The organism is Leclercia sp. UBA7405, assembly GCF_037152215.1.
GTDB classification, from domain to species: domain Bacteria; phylum Pseudomonadota; class Gammaproteobacteria; order Enterobacterales; family Enterobacteriaceae; genus Enterobacter; species Enterobacter pneumoniae.
The window spans coordinates 130,410-149,709 of the sequence record NZ_JBBCMR010000003.1; the positions used below are offsets into that span (position 1 = coordinate 130,410).

At 53.4% G+C, this 19,300-nt stretch carries 18 protein-coding genes and 1 tRNA gene; 5 read left to right on the forward strand and 14 right to left on the reverse strand.

All coding sequences use genetic code 11. The features are described from left to right. Positions 1-12 precede the first annotated feature (12 nt). The 3 genes from araE to kduI all read right to left on the reverse strand — a co-directional run bounded on the left by araE (position 13) and on the right by kduI (position 3,404). Positions 13-1,428, reverse strand: coding sequence for an arabinose-proton symporter AraE (gene araE, locus WFN75_RS15855; RefSeq protein ID WP_286791453.1), 1,416 nt, complete (start codon positions 1,426-1,428; stop codon positions 13-15). Positions 1,429-1,743: 315 nt separating this feature from the next. Continuing rightward, positions 1,744-2,505, reverse strand: coding sequence for a 2-dehydro-3-deoxy-D-gluconate 5-dehydrogenase KduD (kduD, locus tag WFN75_RS15860; RefSeq protein ID WP_040074172.1), 762 nt, complete (start codon positions 2,503-2,505; stop codon positions 1,744-1,746). 62 nt (positions 2,506-2,567) lie between these two features. Continuing rightward, a complete protein-coding gene (gene kduI / locus WFN75_RS15865) occupies positions 2,568-3,404 on the reverse strand; it encodes a 5-dehydro-4-deoxy-D-glucuronate isomerase (RefSeq protein ID WP_040078401.1) in 837 nt (278 codons plus the stop codon). 443 nt (positions 3,405-3,847) lie between these two features. On the opposite strand from kduI, the gene WFN75_RS15870 reads away from it, so the two are divergent. Continuing rightward, positions 3,848-5,023, forward strand: a complete 1,176-nt coding sequence (locus WFN75_RS15870) for an oligogalacturonate lyase family protein (protein ID WP_336996470.1) — start codon at positions 3,848-3,850, stop codon at positions 5,021-5,023. Between the two features lie 136 nt (positions 5,024-5,159). Here the strand turns inward: WFN75_RS15870 and WFN75_RS15875 are convergent, their stop codons facing one another. After that, positions 5,160-5,843 (reverse strand): oligogalacturonate-specific porin KdgM family protein, encoded by a 684-nt coding sequence (locus WFN75_RS15875; protein WP_040074170.1) that lies wholly within the window; start codon positions 5,841-5,843, stop codon positions 5,160-5,162. A gap of 325 nt (positions 5,844-6,168) precedes the next feature. Continuing rightward, the gene (locus tag WFN75_RS15880) at positions 6,169-7,347 is read right to left on the reverse strand and encodes an acetyl-CoA C-acetyltransferase (protein ID WP_040074167.1); all 1,179 of its coding nucleotides are present in this window, start codon (positions 7,345-7,347) and stop codon (positions 6,169-6,171) included. 227 nt (positions 7,348-7,574) lie between these two features. Here WFN75_RS15880 and WFN75_RS15885 point away from each other — a divergent pair, with 227 nt between their 5' ends. Both WFN75_RS15885 and WFN75_RS15890 read left to right on the forward strand, forming a co-directional pair. Beyond that, entirely contained in the window at positions 7,575-8,753 is a 1,179-nt protein-coding gene (locus WFN75_RS15885; RefSeq protein ID WP_046887103.1) for a M20 aminoacylase family protein, read from the forward strand. Between the two features lie 14 nt (positions 8,754-8,767). After that, on the forward strand, positions 8,768-9,544 hold the full coding sequence (locus WFN75_RS15890) for an ABC transporter substrate-binding protein (protein ID WP_336996471.1): 777 nt from the start codon (positions 8,768-8,770) through the stop codon (positions 9,542-9,544). A gap of 14 nt (positions 9,545-9,558) precedes the next feature. On the opposite strand, the gene WFN75_RS15895 is transcribed toward WFN75_RS15890, so the two are convergent. Beyond that, a complete protein-coding gene (locus WFN75_RS15895; RefSeq protein WP_336996472.1) occupies positions 9,559-10,470 on the reverse strand; it encodes a LysR family transcriptional regulator in 912 nt (303 codons plus the stop codon). Between the two features lie 106 nt (positions 10,471-10,576). Between WFN75_RS15895 and WFN75_RS15900 the strand changes: the two genes are divergently transcribed. Together WFN75_RS15900 and WFN75_RS15905 are read left to right on the forward strand one after the other, a co-directional pair. Then, positions 10,577-11,038 (forward strand): multidrug/biocide efflux PACE transporter, encoded by a 462-nt coding sequence (locus tag WFN75_RS15900; protein ID WP_046887106.1) that lies wholly within the window; start codon positions 10,577-10,579, stop codon positions 11,036-11,038. Positions 11,039-11,159: 121 nt separating this feature from the next. Further along, positions 11,160-12,389, forward strand: coding sequence for an amino acid permease (locus WFN75_RS15905; protein WP_336996473.1), 1,230 nt, complete (start codon positions 11,160-11,162; stop codon positions 12,387-12,389). On the opposite strand, the gene WFN75_RS15910 is transcribed toward WFN75_RS15905, so the two are convergent. The 8 genes from WFN75_RS15910 to recJ all read right to left on the reverse strand — a co-directional run bounded on the left by WFN75_RS15910 (position 12,386) and on the right by recJ (position 19,297). Beyond that, on the reverse strand, positions 12,386-12,889 hold the full coding sequence (locus WFN75_RS15910; protein ID WP_046887108.1) for a GNAT family N-acetyltransferase: 504 nt from the start codon (positions 12,887-12,889) through the stop codon (positions 12,386-12,388). The two genes, WFN75_RS15905 and WFN75_RS15910, sit on opposite strands and share 4 nt — an antisense overlap. Before the next feature lie 91 nt (positions 12,890-12,980). Further along, positions 12,981-13,253 (reverse strand): GNAT family N-acetyltransferase, encoded by a 273-nt coding sequence (locus WFN75_RS15915; protein WP_040074156.1) that lies wholly within the window; start codon positions 13,251-13,253, stop codon positions 12,981-12,983. Positions 13,254-13,263: 10 nt separating this feature from the next. Next, positions 13,264-13,494 carry a 4Fe-4S mono-cluster protein YjdI gene (gene yjdI, locus WFN75_RS15920; protein ID WP_040074154.1) on the reverse strand — a complete coding sequence of 77 codons (231 nt, stop codon included), beginning with the start codon at positions 13,492-13,494 and terminating at the stop codon, positions 13,264-13,266. A 244-nt stretch (positions 13,495-13,738) separates the two neighbouring features. Further along, a tRNA-Gly gene (locus WFN75_RS15925) sits at positions 13,739-13,812 on the reverse strand. Positions 13,813-13,892: 80 nt separating this feature from the next. Next, positions 13,893-14,636 (reverse strand): amidase activator ActS, encoded by a 744-nt coding sequence (actS, locus tag WFN75_RS15930; protein WP_212476464.1) that lies wholly within the window; start codon positions 14,634-14,636, stop codon positions 13,893-13,895. A 211-nt stretch (positions 14,637-14,847) separates the two neighbouring features. Further along, on the reverse strand, positions 14,848-16,365 hold the full coding sequence (gene lysS, locus WFN75_RS15935) for a lysine--tRNA ligase (protein WP_040074151.1): 1,518 nt from the start codon (positions 16,363-16,365) through the stop codon (positions 14,848-14,850). A gap of 9 nt (positions 16,366-16,374) precedes the next feature. Next, positions 16,375-17,473 (reverse strand): peptide chain release factor 2 gene (gene prfB / locus WFN75_RS15940; protein WP_154298971.1). Its coding sequence is split into 2 segments (ribosomal slippage): positions 16,375-17,397 and positions 17,399-17,473, totalling 1,098 coding nucleotides; the frame shifts between segments, so codons are not numbered across the junction. A 90-nt stretch (positions 17,474-17,563) separates the two neighbouring features. Then, complete coding sequence (gene recJ, locus WFN75_RS15945; RefSeq protein WP_336996474.1) at positions 17,564-19,297, reverse strand: single-stranded-DNA-specific exonuclease RecJ; 1,734 nt, start codon at positions 19,295-19,297, stop codon at positions 17,564-17,566. Between the last annotated feature and the right edge of the window lie 3 nt (positions 19,298-19,300).

Here is a 19,300-nt window from a genome sequence, read left to right on the forward strand (position 1 = left end):
ACTGAACAGACATTACACGCCGATGTCGCGCAGTTTCTCTCCCGCCATCAGTTTGCGTTCGATATGTTCCAGCGTCACCCCTTTGGTTTCAGGAATAAGCCAGAAGGTTATGCCAATAAAGGCCACGTTTAACGCCGTGTAGAGCCAGAACGTTCCCGCCGCACCAATGGCATCCAGCAATGTCAGGAAGGTTGCCCCGATGATCATGTTGGAGACCCAGTTAGTGGTGGTAGAGCAGGTGATGCCAAAGTCACGGCATTTCAGTGGCTGAATTTCAGAACACAAGATCCATACCACCGGCGCGGCGCTCATGGCATAGCCTGCAATGCACATCATGGTCATGCCCACCGAAAGCCAGGAGAGCCCGCTCGATGCGGTGCCGTTATCGAACTGCATCAGGCAGTAGCCGAGGATCAGCGTACCTATTGCCATCACGCTAAAGCCAATCTTCAGCGCCGGCTTACGCCCGGCTTTATCGACGGTGAACACGGCGATAAAGGTGGCAAACATAAAGGTCAGCCCGACCACCAGAGTGGCAATCATCTGCTGTTCTGTGGTGGTGAATCCGGCCATTTTGAAGATTCGCGGAGCGTAATACATGATGATATTCATGCCGGTAAACTGCTGCATTGCCTGCAATAGCATGCCGAGGAATACCGCGCGGCGAACGTTGCGGTTAACCTTAAACAGCGACCAGCCGCCCTGCTTCAGCTTCAGACTTTCGCGGATCTCATTCAGCTCTTCGCGCGCTTTTTCAGAGGTGTCTCGCAGCATGCGTAGCACCTCTTCCGCTTCCACGTGGCGCCCTTTCTGCGCCAGCCAGCGCGGGCTGTTCGGCAGGAAAATCACTAATACGATCAGCAGCAGCGCTGGTAACGCCAGTACTCCTAACATAGCGCGCCAGTTACCGCTGTAGCTAAAATAGGTATCCGACAGGAATGCCAGCACGATGCCCAGCGTCACCATCAGCTGATACATACTGATCATTTTCCCGCGCACGTTTTCACTCGCCATTTCCGAGAGGTAGAGCGGCGCCGTATAAGATGCAATCCCCACCGCCACGCCCAGCAGCACGCGGGCGAGCAGTAGCACTTCAACCTGTGTGGCAAAGGCAGAGCCAACGGACCCGGCAACAAACAGAATTGCCCCCACCATCAGGCTGTATTTACGCCCCAGACGGAATGAGAGCCAGCCATTAAATAACGCTCCTATCGCTGCGCCCAGCATCATGCTGCTCACTACCCACTCCTGCAGGCGGCTGCTGAGGGTGAAATGCTCGGTAATAAACGGCAACGCACCGGCGATCACGCCAATATCGAGCCCGAACAGCAGGCCTGCCACGGCAGCCGCAATCGAGACAAACTGATTCATGCGCCGGGTGTCGCGCAGCGCAGCCGGCATAAGGGTAGAGTCATTTATCGATGTCATAATTTCCTGCCAGAACCGAAAAATCGTTAACTGAAATTACGAGATAAGGGGAATAAGTGTCAGGCGGGAATGGGTGAAGTTATGGACTAATTAGCTATGGCATGGCGTTATGTGATGGACATTACAATTTCAAATGATTATGAAAAATCTTAATTCCCCGTTAATTAGCTAATAAATAAACAATAAATGTGTGAAGCCTGTCGTGCCTGTTTTTTGAGTATGGATTAATTATCTTTCTTGATATGGATAATCAACATTACAGGCAAAAAAAACCTCCGCCCATGGGCAGAGGTTTTTTATAACGTGACGCGAAAATTAACGTGCCAGCCAGCCACCATCAACCGCAATGGTATAGCCGTTGATATAGTCAGATGCACCGGAGGCCAGAAATACCACCGGCCCCATCAGATCCGATGGCAGACCCCAGCGGCCTGCCGGAATACGCTCAAGAATGGCAGCACTGCGCTCTTCGTCAGCACGCAGCTGCTGGGTATTGTTGGTTGCCATGTAACCTGGCGCGATAGCGTTCACGTTAATGTTGTGCTGCGCCCATTCGTTGGCCAGCAGACGGGTCACGCCCATTACGCCACTTTTCGATGCAGTGTAAGAAGGCACACGGATACCGCCCTGGAAGGAGAGCATAGAGGCGATATTGATAATCTTGCCGCCGTTGCCCTGAGCGATAAAGTGCTTCGCCGCCGCCTGAGACATGAAGAACACACTCTTGATGTTCAGGTTCATCACGTCATCCCAGTCCTGCTCGCTGAAGTTAATCGCGTCTTCACGGCGAATCAGACCCGCGTTGTTTACCAGAATGTCGATTTTACCGAACTCAGCAACGGCGCGATCCAGCAGCTCAGGAATAGCGTCGATTTTACGCAAATCGGCAGTCAGGCTCAGGAAGCGACGACCCAGCGCAGTAACGCGCTCAATGGTTTCGGTCGGCTCAACGATGTTAATACCAACGATGTCGCAGCCCGCTTCTGCCAGACCTAACGCCATACCCTGGCCCAGCCCCGTGTCACAACCCGAAACAACGGCCACTTTACCTTGCAGAGAAAATGAATCCAGAATCATGTTTTTTCCTTAATCGTTCAGCGCCTGTCATAACAGGCAGAGTTATGCATAACTGCCCGCAGTTAGCGCAAATCTTTAACAGCGACGTGGTCCATGTCATCAAAGACCTGGTTCTCACCCACCATACCCCAGATAAAGGTGTATGCACGGGTACCAACGCCTGAGTGAATGGACCAGCTTGGCGAGATAACGGCCTGCTCGTTGTGCATCACGATATGGCGCGTCTCTTGCGGCTGTCCCATCATGTGGAATACGCAGGCGTCGTCTTCCATGTTGAAGTAGAAGTAAACTTCCATGCGGCGCTCATGGGTATGGCACGGCATGGTGTTCCAGAGGTTGCCCGGCTCAAGCTCGGTCAGCCCCATGCTGAGCTGGCAGGTTTCCAGCACATCGGGAACGAAATATTTATTGATGGTGCGACGGTTGCTGGTGAGGTTATCCCCCAGCGTGACCGGAGCGACGTCTGCCGGGGTCACTTTTTTGGTGGGATAGGTGGTATGCGCAGGCGCGCAGTTGTAGTAGAACTTCGCGGGTTTGCTGTTATCTACGCTGGCGAAGACCACCTCTTTGGCACCCTTGCCTACATACAGCGCGTCGCGATGACCAATTTCGTAGCACTGGCCATCAACGGTGATGGTACCTGGCCCACCAATGTTGATCACGCCCAGTTCGCGACGCTCGAGGAAGTAGCTTACGCCCAGCTGTTTGCCCACTTCGCCGCCCACGGAGACAGTTTTTGCCACCGGCATAATGCCGCCAACAATGATGCGGTCAATGTGGCTGTACACCATGGTGTACTCATCCGCGACAAACACTTTCTCAACTAAAAACTCATTACGCAGCCCCTGGGTATCCAGCGTTTTTGCGTGCGCACTGTGGATGCTTTGTCTGACTTCCACATTAACCTCCAACGTATTCTGGCTAGTTAGCCTGGATAATTAACAAAACGATGTTCCGTTTTCATGATGAGCACATATTATCTTCTGTGAAATGGGTTTTCAATTGTATTCGAAACGTTGTTTCACTTTTTCTGCATGTTAATCTCAGAAGTGTAGTTTCGATCACGATTGTCAGGCTAGCGGCCCTACCGCGCTGTTTAAGGTGGTTTCTAAATCACTTTAAAAACATAAAGATAGAATAGAAAAAGGTTCTTACCAGGTTATTCAGCACAAAAATTATTATCAGCAATAACATGAAACTGAATGATACAAATGTCTCCATATTGTCCAGAAGTGCGCCACCAGTCACACACATTGAAACGATGTTTTGATAATTTAATGCCCAGTTTTTAAACCATTATCTTCAGGGCCTTTGCCCTGCCGTCGACATCAAGGAGCGCATCATGGCAAAAGGTATGCGGGTCAAGCTGAACTATGACGTCAGCCGCGATCCGGATACAGGCGTGGAAGTCACCCGCCTGACCCCCCCGGAAGTAACGTGCCACCGTAACTACTTCTATCAAAAATGCTTTTTCAATGATGGCAGCCATCTGCTGTTTGCCGGAGAGTTTGACGGCCACTGGAACTACTACCTGCTGGATATCAACAAAGCCGAGGCCGTACAGCTGACCGAAGGGGCCGGTGATAACACCTTTGGCGGCTTCTTGTCACCCGACGATACTTCGCTCTACTACGTGAAGAACGATCGTACCCTGCGGGAAGTGAATCTGCGCACGCTCGACGAGCGTGAAATCTATCGCGTGAGCGATGACTGGGTCGGATACGGCACCTGGGTGGCGAACAGCGATTGCACGAAACTGGTGGGCATTGAAATCGCCAAAAGCGACTGGACGCCGCTCAATGACTGGAAGATCTTCCACGACTTTTTCCACAAAGGCCCACACTGCCGTCTGCTGCGCGTGGATCTGCAAACTGGCGAAAGCCGCGTCATCCATGAAGAGAAAAACTGGCTCGGTCACCCTATCTATCGCCCGTTCGATGACAACACCGTTGCGTTCTGCCATGAAGGTCCGCACGACCTGGTCGATGCCCGCATGTGGCTGGTCAACGAAGACGGAAGCCATGTGCGTAAAGTAAAGGAGCACGCTGAAGGCGAAAGCTGCACCCACGAGTTCTGGGTGCCAAACGGTTCTGCCCTGATTTATGTCTCTTATCTGAAGGGCGAACAGGGCCGCACGATTTATCGCTTCAATCCGGATACCGGCATTAATGAAACCGTGATGCAGATGCCCGCCTGTTCTCACCTGATGAGTAACTTTGATGGCACGCTGCTGGTAGGCGACGGCTCTGGTACGCCGGTAGATGTGAAAGACACCAGCGGCTATACCATCGATAACGATCCTTATCTGTATGCGTTCGACGTGGCGAAGAAAGGTCATTTCCGCATCGCGCGTCACGATACCTCCTGGGCCACGGTAGCAAATAGCCGCCAGGTGACCCATCCGCACCCCTCCTTTACGCCGGATGACAGTGCGGTCCTGTTTAGTTCCGATAAAGACGGTAAACCCGCTCTTTATATCGCGAAACTTCCTGAGCAACCTGAAATGTTGCAATCTTAATTGAGTTAGTGTTTCTGTAACTGGCCTTGCCCTCCTTCGCGGAGGGCTTTTTTTATTTCTACTGCCACCCGCAAGATATTTCAGGCACAAAAAAGCCGGCGCATGAGCCGGCTTTTCTTTCCCTGATGCTGTCTGGTTAGAATGAATATGCCACACCTAAACGAAAGCGGGTTTGACGTTCATCCGTTGTTTTAACACCGACGTTACCCACCTCAGCGTATGGCGCCCAGTTTTTATCCCACTTATATGCCAGCTTCACGTTATATTCTTGAGAATAATCTTTGTTGTTATTGCGAATGGTGCCTTCAGAGCTTTTCGCATAAACATAATTCAGCTCGGTGCGCCAGTCGCCCATTACCCAACCGATCCACGCATCACCACGATTGACTTTATCGTCTTCCCGGTCTGGCGTAGAAGGATAACGGTTATATTCATAACGGTAACGTGCGGCCATGTAGAAACCGCTATCGAAGCTATATTGCGCATGCAGATAAGGTTTATAGACGGTATTACTCTCTTTGCTTTCCAGCGTCAGGCCCGGCGTTATCGCAATATTCTTGTTTGCTTTCCAGCGCCAGCTAATTTGCTCTTCGTGGCCATTGCCCACGATATCTGCAAAAGGCTGATCGGCTTTATCACCACCTGATTTCCATTTCGCTTCAACAGAGAAACCAAAACCATTATCAAAACGATGTGATACGGACACGCGGTCTGCGTTAGTTCCTGTATCGATATACTCATGACGCAAATCTACGGTAACAGCCTGAGCCGCGAAAGACGCACCAATGAGAGAAGCAAGGACCAGAGATTTTTTAAACATGGGACACCCTCAATTAAAATGATGTTTCGTTTTTATGGAATTGCATTTTATTTTTTAAATAACGATATTTTAGTGATCCTGATCGTAATTATTTGTTTCATTTTTTTTGGCAACGATGGACGTGACAACCATCAACAAAAGAAGATGATTAAGGGGAAATTTAATGGTAAGGATCACAAAAGGAGGGTATTAACGCACGGGATTAATGACACTTAAATTATTAGAAAATTGAGAATTGACTTATGCGGATAAAAATAAGATTCATTTCACAAAAAAAGCCCCCAAAATTGGGGGCTGTGTAGCAGGAGATATTACTGCGCTGGGGTTATCTTTCGATGGCGAGCGCCACACCCTGGCCGCCGCCGATACATAATGTGGCCAGCCCTTTACGGGCATTGCGCTTCGCCATCTCATGAACCAGCGACACTAAAATACGACAGCCTGAAGCGCCAATAGGGTGACCGAGGGCAATTGCCCCGCCGTTAACGTTGACCCGGAGAGGATCCCACTCCAGCATCTTACCCACCGACAGCGCCTGCGCGGCAAAGGCCTCATTGACTTCAATCAGATCCACGTCGCTGAGTTGCCAGCCTGCACGCTCCAGACAGCGGCGGGTGGCATAGACCGGCGCAATCCCCATCAGGGCAGGATCGACCCCCACGCTGGCAAAGGCTTTTATACGTGCCAGCACCGGCAGATTCAGCTCTTCCGCTTTACTCTCACTCATCATCATCACCGCCGCAGCACCGTCATTGATTGACGACGCATTGCCGGCGGTCACGGAACCGAGCATTTCAAAGGCCGGAGCCAGCATGGCCAGCCCTTCGGCGCTGGCATCCACACGCGGTTGTTCGTCAGTATCGACGATAAAGGGTTCGCCGCCAGCGCGGGATGCGGCAACCGGTACAATCTCGTCGCGAAAACGCCCGGAATCAATAGCCGCGCGGGCCTTTTGCTGAGAGCTGAGCGCATAGGCATCCTGTAACTCACGCGTGATGCCATATTCACGCGCCAGGTTCTCTGCGGTCACGCCCATATGGTAATCATTGAAGGCATCCCACAGGCCATCGTGCACCAGGCTATCGATAAGCTGACTGTTGCCGAGCTGCGCACCGGTGCGGCTGTCGGTCAGAACATGCGGAGCACGGCTCATGTTCTCCTGACCGCCCGCAATGACCACGTCGGCTTCGCCGCACTGGATCGCCTGCGTGGCCAGGTGCAGTGCCTTCAGGCCCGAACCGCATACGTCGTTAATGGTGATCGCCGAGACGGTATTCGGGAGTCCCCCTTTTAACGCCGCCTGCCGCGCGGGATTTTGCCCGGCTCCTGCGGTCAATACCTGACCGAGGATCACTTCATCAATTTCATGGGCAGCAACGCCGCTACGTGCCACCAGCGCGTTAACCACCACGCTACCCAGCTCAACCGCAGAGTGACGCGCCAACGCTCCCTGAAAACAGCCAATAGCTGTACGCAATGCACCCACAATGACGACGTCTTTCATCTCAACCTCTGCGCAAAATGACACCGGCAATAGTAGAGGATTGTTATCAACTATTAATGTAATTGTTTAAAAATAGTGAGTTTTATCACAAAGGATTTGTGGCTTAACGCCGCAGGACATTAAGAAGAGTAATCATTATCAAGGTAATTATAAGAGAACGTATTTGCATTATCTCAGCAGAAAGATAAGTTAGAAATTGCAAACACGCGTTCACACTGGAGTAACAAATGGTCGACTGTATCATTCCAGAAATAAAAGAATCAGAAGACGAAATTATTGCCATCCGCCGTTATTTACATGCCAACCCAGAATTAAGCCTCGAAGAGTTTAATACCAGTAACCTGGTTGCCCACCAGCTAGCATCGTGGGGCTACCAGGTTACCCGTGATATTGGTAAAACCGGCGTTGTGGGTTCGCTCAGCAAAGGCCAGGGCAGTAAAACTATCGGCCTGCGGGCCGATATGGATGCGCTGCCGATTTTTGAAACCACCGACCTCCCCTGGGCCAGTACCGTACCCGGCAAAATGCACGCCTGTGGTCACGACGGACACACCGCCATTTTACTGGCGACGGCAAAATACCTCGCCTCAGACGCCTGTCAGTTTAACGGCACAGTGCACCTTATTTTCCAGCCGGCGGAAGAGGCAATTGGCGGGGCGGATTTAATGATTAAGGATGGGTTGTTTGACCGCTTCCCCTGCGACCGAATTTTTGCCCTGCACAATATGCCCTGGCTGCCGACCGGTAAATTCGGCTTCTATGAAGGCAACTTTATGGCCTCTGCCGATACCGTCAAAATTACCCTTAATGGCTACGGTGGACATGGCGCGCACCCTGAGCGTAGCGTCGATCCCATTCTGACGGGCGCCGCGTTGGTGATGGCGTTGCAAAGCATTGTTTCGCGAAACGTACCGCCGGGAGAAACCGCCGTCGTTACCGTGGGGACCTTCAATGCGGGTATTGCTTCCAACGTGATCCCGGATAGTGCCCAGATGGAACTGACGGTACGTTCCATGAAACCGGAGATCCGTGAGCTACTGATTCGCCGTATTAAAGAGATTGCCGATCTCACCGCCCGTAGCTATGGCGCCCGCTGTGAAATCGAGATTTATGACTCCTACCCGGTATTAATTAATGATGCCGAACAGACTGCTTTTGCCCGCCAGCTGGCCATCGAGTTTTTTGGTCAGGATGCGGTGCTGGATAGCGTATCGCCTTCTAACGGCAGCGAAGACTTCGCTTTTATGTTGCAGGAACGCCCTGGCAGCTATTTCTTACTCGGCAACGGCGAGAAAGGGGAGAAAGGCGGCTGCATGGTGCATAACCCGGGCTACGACTTTAATGACGAAATCATCACCACGGGTGCCTCTTTCTTTGCCCGTTTAGTGGAAAACTATTGCCGTTAAGAGAGTACATAAAAATGAAAAAATATTTATTACCGCTGCTGGCATTGATGGCTACGTCATCCGTGTTCGCGGGTGAGACCCGGGAGCTCCGCTTTGGCGTAGATCCGACCTTCGCCCCTTTTGAGTCGAAAAATCCTCAGGGCGACGTGGTTGGGTTTGATATCGATCTGGGTAATGCGATTTGCGCAAAGTTACAGGCGAAATGCGTCTGGGTAGAGAACAATTTCGACGGAATTATTCCCTCCCTGAAGGCGCGTAAGTTCGATGCCATTTTATCGGGGATGTATATCACCGAGAAACGCAAAGAGCAGATTGCCTTCAGCGACAAGATATACAGCGGACCCGCTTTCCTGGTCGCCCGTAAAAATAGCCTGCCCGACACCAGCCTGGCCCAGCTGAAAGGCAAAACCATTGGCGTTGAACAGGGTTCCGCTCAGGAGACTTACGCCAACCAGAAGTGGCGCGGTGAGGGAGTTAACGTGGTGGCGTATCAGGGGGCCGACCAGGTTATCCGCGATCTCGAATCCGGGCGAATTGACGGGGCTGTCCTCTCGGGCGTTATGGCTGAGTACAGTTTTCTGAGCAAACCCCAGGGCAAGGCATTTGGTTTTGTTGGCGGCGCGCTTCAGGACGATGCCCTGTTTGGCGCCGGGGCGGCCATTGGTCTACGTAAAGAGGACGATAAGCTGCGCCAGGAGCTGAACGGGGCGATTGCCGCGATCCTGGCGGATGGTACCTACAAAAAGCTCGCCGACCGCTATTTCAGTTTTGATATCTATACCGGTAAGTAATGTTTTCCCGCTCGTCACAAACGAATGGGCGGGCCTTTTCTGCCGGACGATGTCCCGGGATCGGCCTTCTCCTGTAAGTAATGCCGCAGCCAGTTCCCCGCCATTCCCGGCGGGGAACGTTTATTCCATACCACATCAATGGCCACCGATCGCGGCCATCCTGCGACATTGAGCTGCACCAGGGTTTTTGCCGGCGCGAACTCCTCTACCAGCGCGCAGGGTAATTCGCACCAGCCGAAGCCCTGTACCGCCATGCTGAGCAACATCAGATAGTTAGGTGCAGACCAGACCGGTCCCTGAGCCAGCGTTGGCTGGCGCTCCAGATAGGTGTTCAGGCGCAGCTCTCGCCAGCCGTGCAGTTCATCGGCATTGATGCGCGTCTGCGCCGCCAGAGGGTGGCCGGCAGAGGTATATATCGCCATGTGTGTCTGCATGGGCAGACGGGTGGCACCAATATCGGTGGGATAGTGCTCACGCGCCTCGGTCAGGCCAATCTGCGCCCGCTCTTTTTGCAGCAGATCGATCACGTCCTCTTCTTCCCCAATCAGACATTCGAATTCGGTGTGCGGAAAGCGCTCGTCAAAACGGTAGAGCATCTCTTCAAGCACATCCGGGTGCAGGGTGTCAGAAAGTACAAAGGTCAGCCGGGGTTCAGTTTCATCGCTGAGCGAGACCGCCAGTTCATCGAGACGGGCGCTGGCGGCCAGGATCGACTGGACATAGCCCAGCACCTGCCTGCCCTGAGCGGTCAACACCGGCTGTCGTGCACTGCGATCAAACAGTGTAAAACCGAGATCGTCCTCCAGGTGGGCGATGGCCGTGCTGATGGTGGACTGGCTTTTTCGTAGACGGCGGGCCGCAGCGGAGAAGGATCCCGCCGCCACCGTCTCGACAAACGCCGTTAATGCTTCAGGAGAGTAGCGCATGGTGTATCTACTTTATCGATGGAATCCAACTTTTATATATCAGTTTAAACGATAAAAATAGCGACATTATTTTGCCCATACAGGCACGCTAACGAGGTATCAGGTTATGCAGCACAACGATGTTCAACGCAGAAAACTGCCGGAACGCATCTTTCACGCCGTCTGTTTTGAGGGGATTGCCACGGCGATCCTCGCGCCAACAACTGCCTGGCTGATGCAGCGCCCGGTGCTGGAGATGGGAGGATTAACCCTGCTTCTCGCCACCACCGCGATGATCTGGAACATCATTTATAATGCCGGGTTCGACGCACTATGGCCCCGGCATAAGGTGCCGCGCACGACCAAAGTGCGCGCCCTGCACGCGCTCGGTTTTGAAGTCGGATTTATTTTTATCGGCGTCGGTATCGTATCGATGGTGCTGGGCGTGAGCCTGCTTCAGGCGTTTATGTTAGAGATAGGGTTCTTCATTTTCTTCCTGCCCTACACCATGTTCTATAACTGGGCATACGACACGCTGCGCGATCGTATTATCCGCCGCCGCGAGCTGCGACGCGCCGCAGCAAACTAACGTCCCCACCGGCCGGAAATGCTTTCCGGCCCCGCTTACCTAACGTCAACTGCGCCGTCTTCCCATAATTATGGTAAATTAGCCTCCTTTTTGTTGTTTTTATAGTTGATACGTTTTTCTAATGTCGAAAATTTGGTCTAAAGAAGAGACCCTCTGGAGCTTTGCCCTGTATGGCACTGCCGTGGGCGCAGGAACCCTGTTCTTGCCTATCCAGCTCGGGTCCGCAGGCGCTATCGTCCTGTTTATCACCGCTCTTGTGGCCTGGCCACTCACTTACTGGCCTCATAAAGCACTGTGCCAGTTCATCCTCTCCTCAAAGACAAAAGGCAATGAAGGGATCACCGGTGCGGTAACGCACTACTACGGAAAGACGATCGGCAATCTGATCACCACGCTCTATTTCGTGGCTTTCTTTGTGGTCGTGCTGATCTATGCCGTGGCGATCACCAATTCGCTTACTGAACAGCTGGCAAAACGCATGACGGTAGACCTTACCGTGCGGGTGCTGGTGAGCCTTGGCGTGATACTGGCCCTGAACCTCATCTTCCTGATGGGACGTCATATCACTCTGCGGGTAATGGGTTTTCTGGTCTTCCCGCTGATCGCCTATTTTCTGCTGGTCTCGATTTATTTGACCGGCAGCTGGCAACCCACCCTGCTCACCAGCCAGATGAGCTTCGATAAACATACGCTGCATCAGGTGTGGATATCGATCCCGGTCATGGTATTTGCCTTTAGCCACACGCCGATCATTTCAACCTTTGCCGTTGACCGTCGGGAAAAGTATGGCGATGCCGCCATGGGACACTGTACCCGCATCATGAAGGTGGCCTATTTGATCATCTGCCTGAGCGTGCTGTTCTTTGTCTTTAGTTGTCTGCTGTCGATTCCGCCAGCCTATATCGTGGCCGCCAAAGAGCAAGGCGTGACCATTCTCTCTGCGCTGTCGATGATGCCTTCGTCGCCGTCCTGGCTGGGTATTTCCGGGATTGTGGTCGCCATTGTGGCGATGTCGAAATCCTTCCTTGGCACCTATTTTGGCGTGATCGAGGGGGCGACGGAGATAGTGAAATCGTCGTTGAACCAGGTGGGGGTCAAGAAAAGCCGGGCCTTTAACCGCGCGCTCTCTATTATGATCGTGTCGTTGATTACGTTCGTGGTGTGCTGCATTAATCCGAACGCCATTTCGATGATTTATGCCATTAGCGGGCCGCTCATCGCCATGATTTTGTTCATCATGCCGACGTTATCAACCTACCTGATCCCGTCCCTGAAACCCTACCGCTCGGTGGGTAACCTGCTGACGCTGATTGTCGGCGTGATGTGCGTATCGGTGATGTTTATCGCCTAAATCGCCATGCCATAGACGTGCAGCACGCTGGTCTGATCCGGCGTGCTGAACACGTCGTCGCGCAGATGGCGCATGCCCTGCGCTTCATAAAACCTCCTTGCCCTTTCGTTGCCCTGCAATACCTCTAGACAAAAGTAGCGACTGCCGCTGGCTTTCGCGCGGGTTAATACCTCTGTAAAGAGTAATTGCCCAAAGCCATGACCGGTGGCGGCCTGGGTGAAATAGAGTTTATTCAGCAGCGTACCCGGCTCCGCGGGCTGCTGCTGCCGGGTGTATTTTGCAAAACCGATGGGCTTATCGGTGATGGCCAGCAGCCAGCGCACGTCAGGGTCATTCAGGCTGGCCGTAAGGGTCGAGACAGAATACTCCTCCTCCAGCCATGCCAGCATCGCCTGTTGCGAATGCCAGTAGTGGGCAAAGTGGCTAAGGTAGGTTGTTTTGCCTAATGCGGATAGCACGGCGATATCCTCAACCGTGGCTTCTTTAATCTGTAAATCCATGCTTCCCCCTGATATCCCTGAAGAGAGTACCGGGGGGCATAGCACTGAGGCAACTATCAGATTTTGCAGGATAAGGTCTGTGAATGCGGCATCAGGCGCGGATACTGTCGTACTCGCGATTATTATCAAATTCATGCTTAGCAAACGGGCAGAGAGGAATGATTTTGCGATTCTCTGCACGCATTTTTTCGACTACTTTCGCCACCAGCTGTTTGCCCACCCCTTGTCCCTTCAGACTCGGATCGACATCCGTATGTTCAATGATGCTCAGGTGCTCACCCGTAGGCACAAAGACGATTTCCGCGACCTGGTTACCTGCGGCATCATTGACATAAAACTTGTTGTGGCCTTCCTGAATTTCCATAATTTCTCGCTTATTTATGACGGTATTTAAGGGCGCCGCTCGGGCAGGTGTCGATGACGCGCACCACGGTATCTACATCCACTTCATCAGGGATGATCCAGGGTTTACGTTTAAGATTGAAGAGCTTTGCACTTCCACGCACGCAGTTGCCTGCATGCTGACAGATACCGGTATTAAAATAGACATCAATTTTTTCACCGGTATAGGCGCGATACCCCGCTTCCAGGAGTTCGTTATCCATGACATTGCCTCTGTAATTATTATTGATTCGGCAGTAAGAATAGCGCTACGGCTCATTGAGAAGCAAAATGAAAAAGGGTGCCTCAGGCAGTTCAGACAGAAGAGTGGCGTTTTAAAAAGAGAGTGGAAGAAGATGCGCTTTTTTTCGCTTAAAGCTGTGATTGTTCAGGCTGACAGAGCGTTAAGCGGCTGATTATTTGTCGGGTGATGCAGGAATAAAGAGATTTTTTAAGAAAAGAGAAAGCTGGAGCGGGCGAAGGGAATCGAACCCTCGTATAGAGCTTGGGAAGCTCTCGTTCTACCATTGAACTACGCCCGCTTTGAGGTGCGTAAAGCATTATAGGCTTTACGCACACGCTGACAAGCCTGCCAGCAGCTAAGTGGCGATTAAATAACCATTTAGCACTTCGGTTTTCCGCCCGGGGCAGGCAGATAGCGCTGGGGATCGATAGCCGTGGCGCGATAGCGGATCTGGAAATGCAGCGCCACCGTATTGGTCCCGGTACTGCCCATGGTGGCGATCTTCTGTCCGGCCTTCACGTTTTGCCCGTTATTCACCAGCATGGAATCGTTATGCGCATAGGCGGTAATGTAATCCTCACCATGCTTAATCATGATCAGGTTGCCATAGCCACGTAGCTGATTACCCACGTAGACCACTTTGCCGGCATCCGAGGCATAAACCGGTGAACCGCGCGTGCCTGCGATATCTATTCCTTTGTTTCCCCCTTCTGCAGTGGAATAAGGAACAATCACTTTTCCACTGGCAGGCCAGACCCAGCAGCGCTGCCCAACCGGTGGCCAGGAGGAGGTCGGCACCGCATAGGACGGCGTGACGGCAGTTTTTCTGCTGCTCTTGCCAGACGATTTTTTCGAACCCGCGCTGCTGCCGTTCACGTTCAGCTTCTGCCCGATTTCGATGGTATACGGCGGAGAGATATTATTCAGACGCGCCAGCTCCTTCACGCTGGTGCCCGTCATCCGCGATATGCGATAAAGGGTATCGCCGCGTTTAACGGTATACACCGCACCGGAATAACTGCCCCCCGAAGATTTACTGCCCGAACATCCCACCAGCAAAAGTGTGAGCGTCAGGCAAGTAAGCGCGAAGAGGTTTTTTCTCGTCAGGCTTCCTGCAAACAAAACAGTTCCTTATTCAACGTGAATGGCCGCCATATGATAGCAGCCCCCTTCCCGATGCCCAATCTTTTCACGGCAGCTGAACTCGCCTTCTGCCAGACGAGGTAACGGTATACTGGCGGATAGTGCCCGATGCGCTGTTATCTCCCCGCGGCAGGCAATAAAAAAGCCCCGACGCGGTAAACGTCGGGGCTTATTTGTGTCTCTGTCAGGCTTACTTCACCGGACGCATCGCCGGGAAGAGGATCACGTCACGGATGGTGTGGCTGTTAGTAAACAGCATTACCATACGGTCGATACCAATGCCCAGGCCCGCCGTTGGTGGCAGACCGTGCTCCAGCGCGGTCACGTAGTCTTCGTCAAAGAACATCGCTTCGTCGTCACCGGCGTCTTTCGCGTTAACCTGATCCTGGAAACGCTGCGCCTGATCTTCGGCATCGTTCAGCTCGCTAAAGCCGTTACCGATTTCGCGGCCACCGATAAAGAATTCGAAGCGGTCAGTGATTTCCGGGTTCTCGTCATTACGACGCGCCAGCGGAGAAACTTCAGCCGGGTATTCAGTGATGAAGGTCGGCTGAATCAGGTGCGCTTCGGCCACTTCTTCGAAGATCTCGGTCACGATACGACCCAGACCCCAGCTCTTCTCAACCTTAATACCGATGCTTTCGGCAATTGCTTTCGCCGAGTCGAAGTTATCCAGATCGGCCATATTGGTTTCAGGACGGTATTTCTGAATCGCTTCGCGCATGGTCAGTTTTTCGAACGGCTTACCGAAGTCAAAGACCTCTTCACCGTAAGGCACTTCCGTGGTGCCCAGAATATCCTGCGCCAGGGTACGGAACAGGGATTCGGTCAGCTCGATCAGATCTTTGTAATCTGCATACGCCATATAGAGTTCCATCATGGTGAACTCTGGGTTATGACGCACGGAGATGCCTTCGTTACGGAAGTTACGGTTGATTTCGAACACGCGGTCGAAACCACCCACCACCAGACGCTTCAGATACAGTTCCGGCGCGATACGCAGGTACATGTCGAGGTCGAGGGCATTGTGATGGGTGATGAACGGACGCGCAGAGGCGCCGCCAGGGATCACCTGCATCATCGGGGTTTCCACTTCCATAAAGTCGCGATTCACCATGAACTGGCGAATACCAGCCATGATCTGAGAGCGAATTTTGAAGGTCTTGCGGGATTCATCGTTAGAGATGAGGTCCAGATAGCGCTGACGATAACGCGCTTCCTGATCCTGCAGGCCGTGGAATTTGTCCGGCAGCGGGCGCAGGGCTTTGGTCAGCAGACGCAGCTCGGTGCAGTGAATAGAGAGCTCGCCGGTCTTGGTTTTGAACAACTTGCCTTTCGCGCCCAGAATATCGCCCAGGTCCCACTTCTTGAACTGCTCGTTGTAAATGCCTTCCGGCAGGTCATCACGAGAAACGTACAGCTGAATACGGCCGCCCACGTCCTGCAGCGTTACAAAGGAGGCTTTACCCATAATACGGCGGGTCATCATGCGGCCAGCAACGGCCACTTCGATGTTCAGCGCTTCCAGCTCTTCGTTCTCTTTACCATCAAAGTCAGCATGCAGTTGGTCTGAGGTATGGTCACGACGAAAATCGTTCGGGAACGGCACGCCCTGCTCACGCAGCGCAGCCAGCTTCTCACGGCGGGTTTTCAGTTCATTGTTAAGATCGACGACCGCGTCAGCGCCCTGTGCTTGTTGTTCAGACATGTTGGTTCCTCATAACCCTGCTTTCAAACTTGCTTCGATAAATTGGTCCAGGCTGCCATCCAGCACCGCCTGCGTGTTACGGGTTTCAACACCGGTACGCAGATCTTTAATGCGGGAGTCATCAAGGACATAAGAACGAATCTGGCTGCCCCAGCCGATGTCAGATTTGTTATCTTCCATCGCCTGCTTCTCAGCATTTTTCTTTTGCATCTCCAGCTCATAAAGCTTCGCTTTCATCTGCTTCATGGCCTGGTCTTTGTTCTTATGCTGGGAACGGTCATTCTGGCACTGCGTCACCAGCCCGGTTGGGATGTGGGTAATACGCACCGCAGATTCTGTACGGTTAACGTGCTGACCACCCGCGCCGGATGCGCGATAAACGTCGATACGCAGATCCGCCGGGTTGATGTCGATATCAATATCTTCGTCAACTTCCGGGTAAACAAACGCGGAACTGAAGGAGGTATGGCGGCGGCCGCCGGAGTCGAACGGGCTCTTACGTACCAGACGGTGCACGCCGGTTTCAGTACGCAGCCAGCCGTAAGCGTAATCGCCGATGATCTTGATAGTCACGGATTTCAGACCCGCCACTTCGCCTTCAGACTCTTCAATGATTTCAGTTTTGAAACCACGCGCTTCCGCCCAGCGCAGGTACATACGAGTCAGCATGCTGGCCCAGTCCTGTGCTTCGGTACCGCCGGAGCCCGCCTGGATATCCAGGTAGCAATCTGCGCTGTCGTATTCGCCAGAGAACATACGACGGAATTCGAGCTGTGCCAGCTTCTCTTCCAGAACGTCGAGCTCGGCTACGGCTTCGTTAAAGGTTTCTTCGTCGTCGGCTTCAACAGCCAGCTCCAGCAGCCCGGAAACATCTTCCAGACCCTGAGACATTTGGTCGAGGGTATCAACAATGGCTTCGAGGGAGGAACGCTCTTTACCCAGCGCCTGTGCGCGTTCAGGTTCGTTCCAGACGTCCGGCTGTTCCAGCTCGGCGTTTACTTCTTCGAGACGCTCTTTCTTGGCATCGTAGTCAAAGATACCCCCTAAGAACGTCAGAGCGCTCCGTGAGGTCCTGAATGCGGTTTTTTACCGGGTTAATTTCAAACATGGTCTGTTTTCTTTTCTGGACTAGTCAAAATGCGGTGATAAGAGCGGGATTGTACCCAATCCACGCCCTTTTTTATAGCGATTACTGCCGTTAAATTGGCCAGATATTGTCGATGATGATCTGCAGGGAGCGGTTGCCACGAAACTCGTTAATATCGAGTTTATAAGCCAACTCCACTTCACGCACGCCGTTGTCCGGCCAGATAGAGGTATCAACATTAAAGGCGATGCCATCCAGCAGCGGACCGCCGCCAACAGGCTCGACCATAACTTTCAGGTGGCGTTCGCCGACAATGCGCTGCTGCAGCAGACGGAAGCGGCCATCAAACAGCGGTTCCGGGAACATCTGCCCCCAGGGCCCTGCATCGCGCAGCATCTGTGCCGTTTCCATGGTCATTTCGGCCGCCGGGAGTTCTCCGTCCGAGACCACCTCACCCTGCAGTAACGCGGGATCCAGCCACTCGGTCACCAGCGCGCCAAACAGCTGCTGGAATTCGTCAAACTTTGCCTCTTCCAGCGACAGGCCCGCCGCCATCGCGTGGCCGCCGAACTTAATCATCAGGTCCGGATGAAGCGTGTGGAGTCGCTCCAGAGCATCGCGCATATGCAGTCCCTGAATGGAGCGGCCGGAACCCTTCAGCGTGCCATCCCCCGCGGGGGCAAAGGCAATGACAGGACGATGAAAACGCTCTTTGATACGCGACGCCAGAATGCCGACGACACCCTGGTGCCATTCCGGGTGATACATCGCCAGCCCGCCCGGCAGCGTCTCGCTGCTGCGCTCCAGTTTCTCGCACAGAGTCAGCGCTTCGGCCTGCATCCCCTGCTCAATCTCTTTGCGGGTCTGGTTCAGCGCATCCAGTTCGTTGGCCAGCATGCGTGCTTCGCCGATGTTATCGCACAGCAGCAGCGCCACGCCGACGGACATATCATCCAGACGCCCCGCCGCATTCAGCCGCGGCCCCAGAGCAAAGCCCAGATCGCTGGCAGCCAGCTTTAACGGATCGCGCCCGGAGATCTCCAGCAGCGCTTTAATACCCGGCCGGCATTTGCCCGCACGGATGCGGCCTAACCCCTGCCAGGTGAGAATACGGTTGTTAGTATCCAGCGGTACCACGTCTGCCACGGTACCCAGCGCCACCAGATCGAGATATTCAGCGAGGTTAGGTACGGCGATGCCGCGAGATTCAAACCAGCCTTTATCGCGCAGCAAGGCGCGCAGGGCCAGCATCAGATAAAACGCCACCCCGACACCCGCCAGCGATTTAGACGGGAAGGCGCAGTCGCGCAGGTTTGGGTTGATGAGCGCTTCTGCCGCCGGGAGCGTATCGCCGGGGAGGTGGTGATCGGTGACCAGCACCGGGATCCCAAGCTCATGCGCACGATCCACGCCGCTATGAGAGGAGATCCCATTATCCACGGTCATGATCATTTGCGCGCCGCGCGCGTGGGCTTGATCCACCACTTCCGGGCTCAGGCCATAACCATCTTCAAAACGGTTCGGCACCAGGTAGGCCACATTGTCGCAGCCCATTGCCTGCAGGCTCAAGACGCTCAGCGCCGTACTGGTAGCGCCATCGGCGTCAAAATCGCCCACCACCATAATGCGGGTGCCTTCACGAAACGCGTTGTAGAGCATTTCAACGGCTTTATCGATACCGCTCAGTTGCTGCCAGGGAAGCATCCCTTTTACGCTGCGTTCCAGATCGTCAGGTTTTTTTACGCCACGGCTGGCGTACAACCGACGCAACAGGGGCGGCAGATCCGCAGGCAGATCTGCATTTTCATCCACTTCACGTCGGCGGAGCTGTATCGTTGATTTCACGCG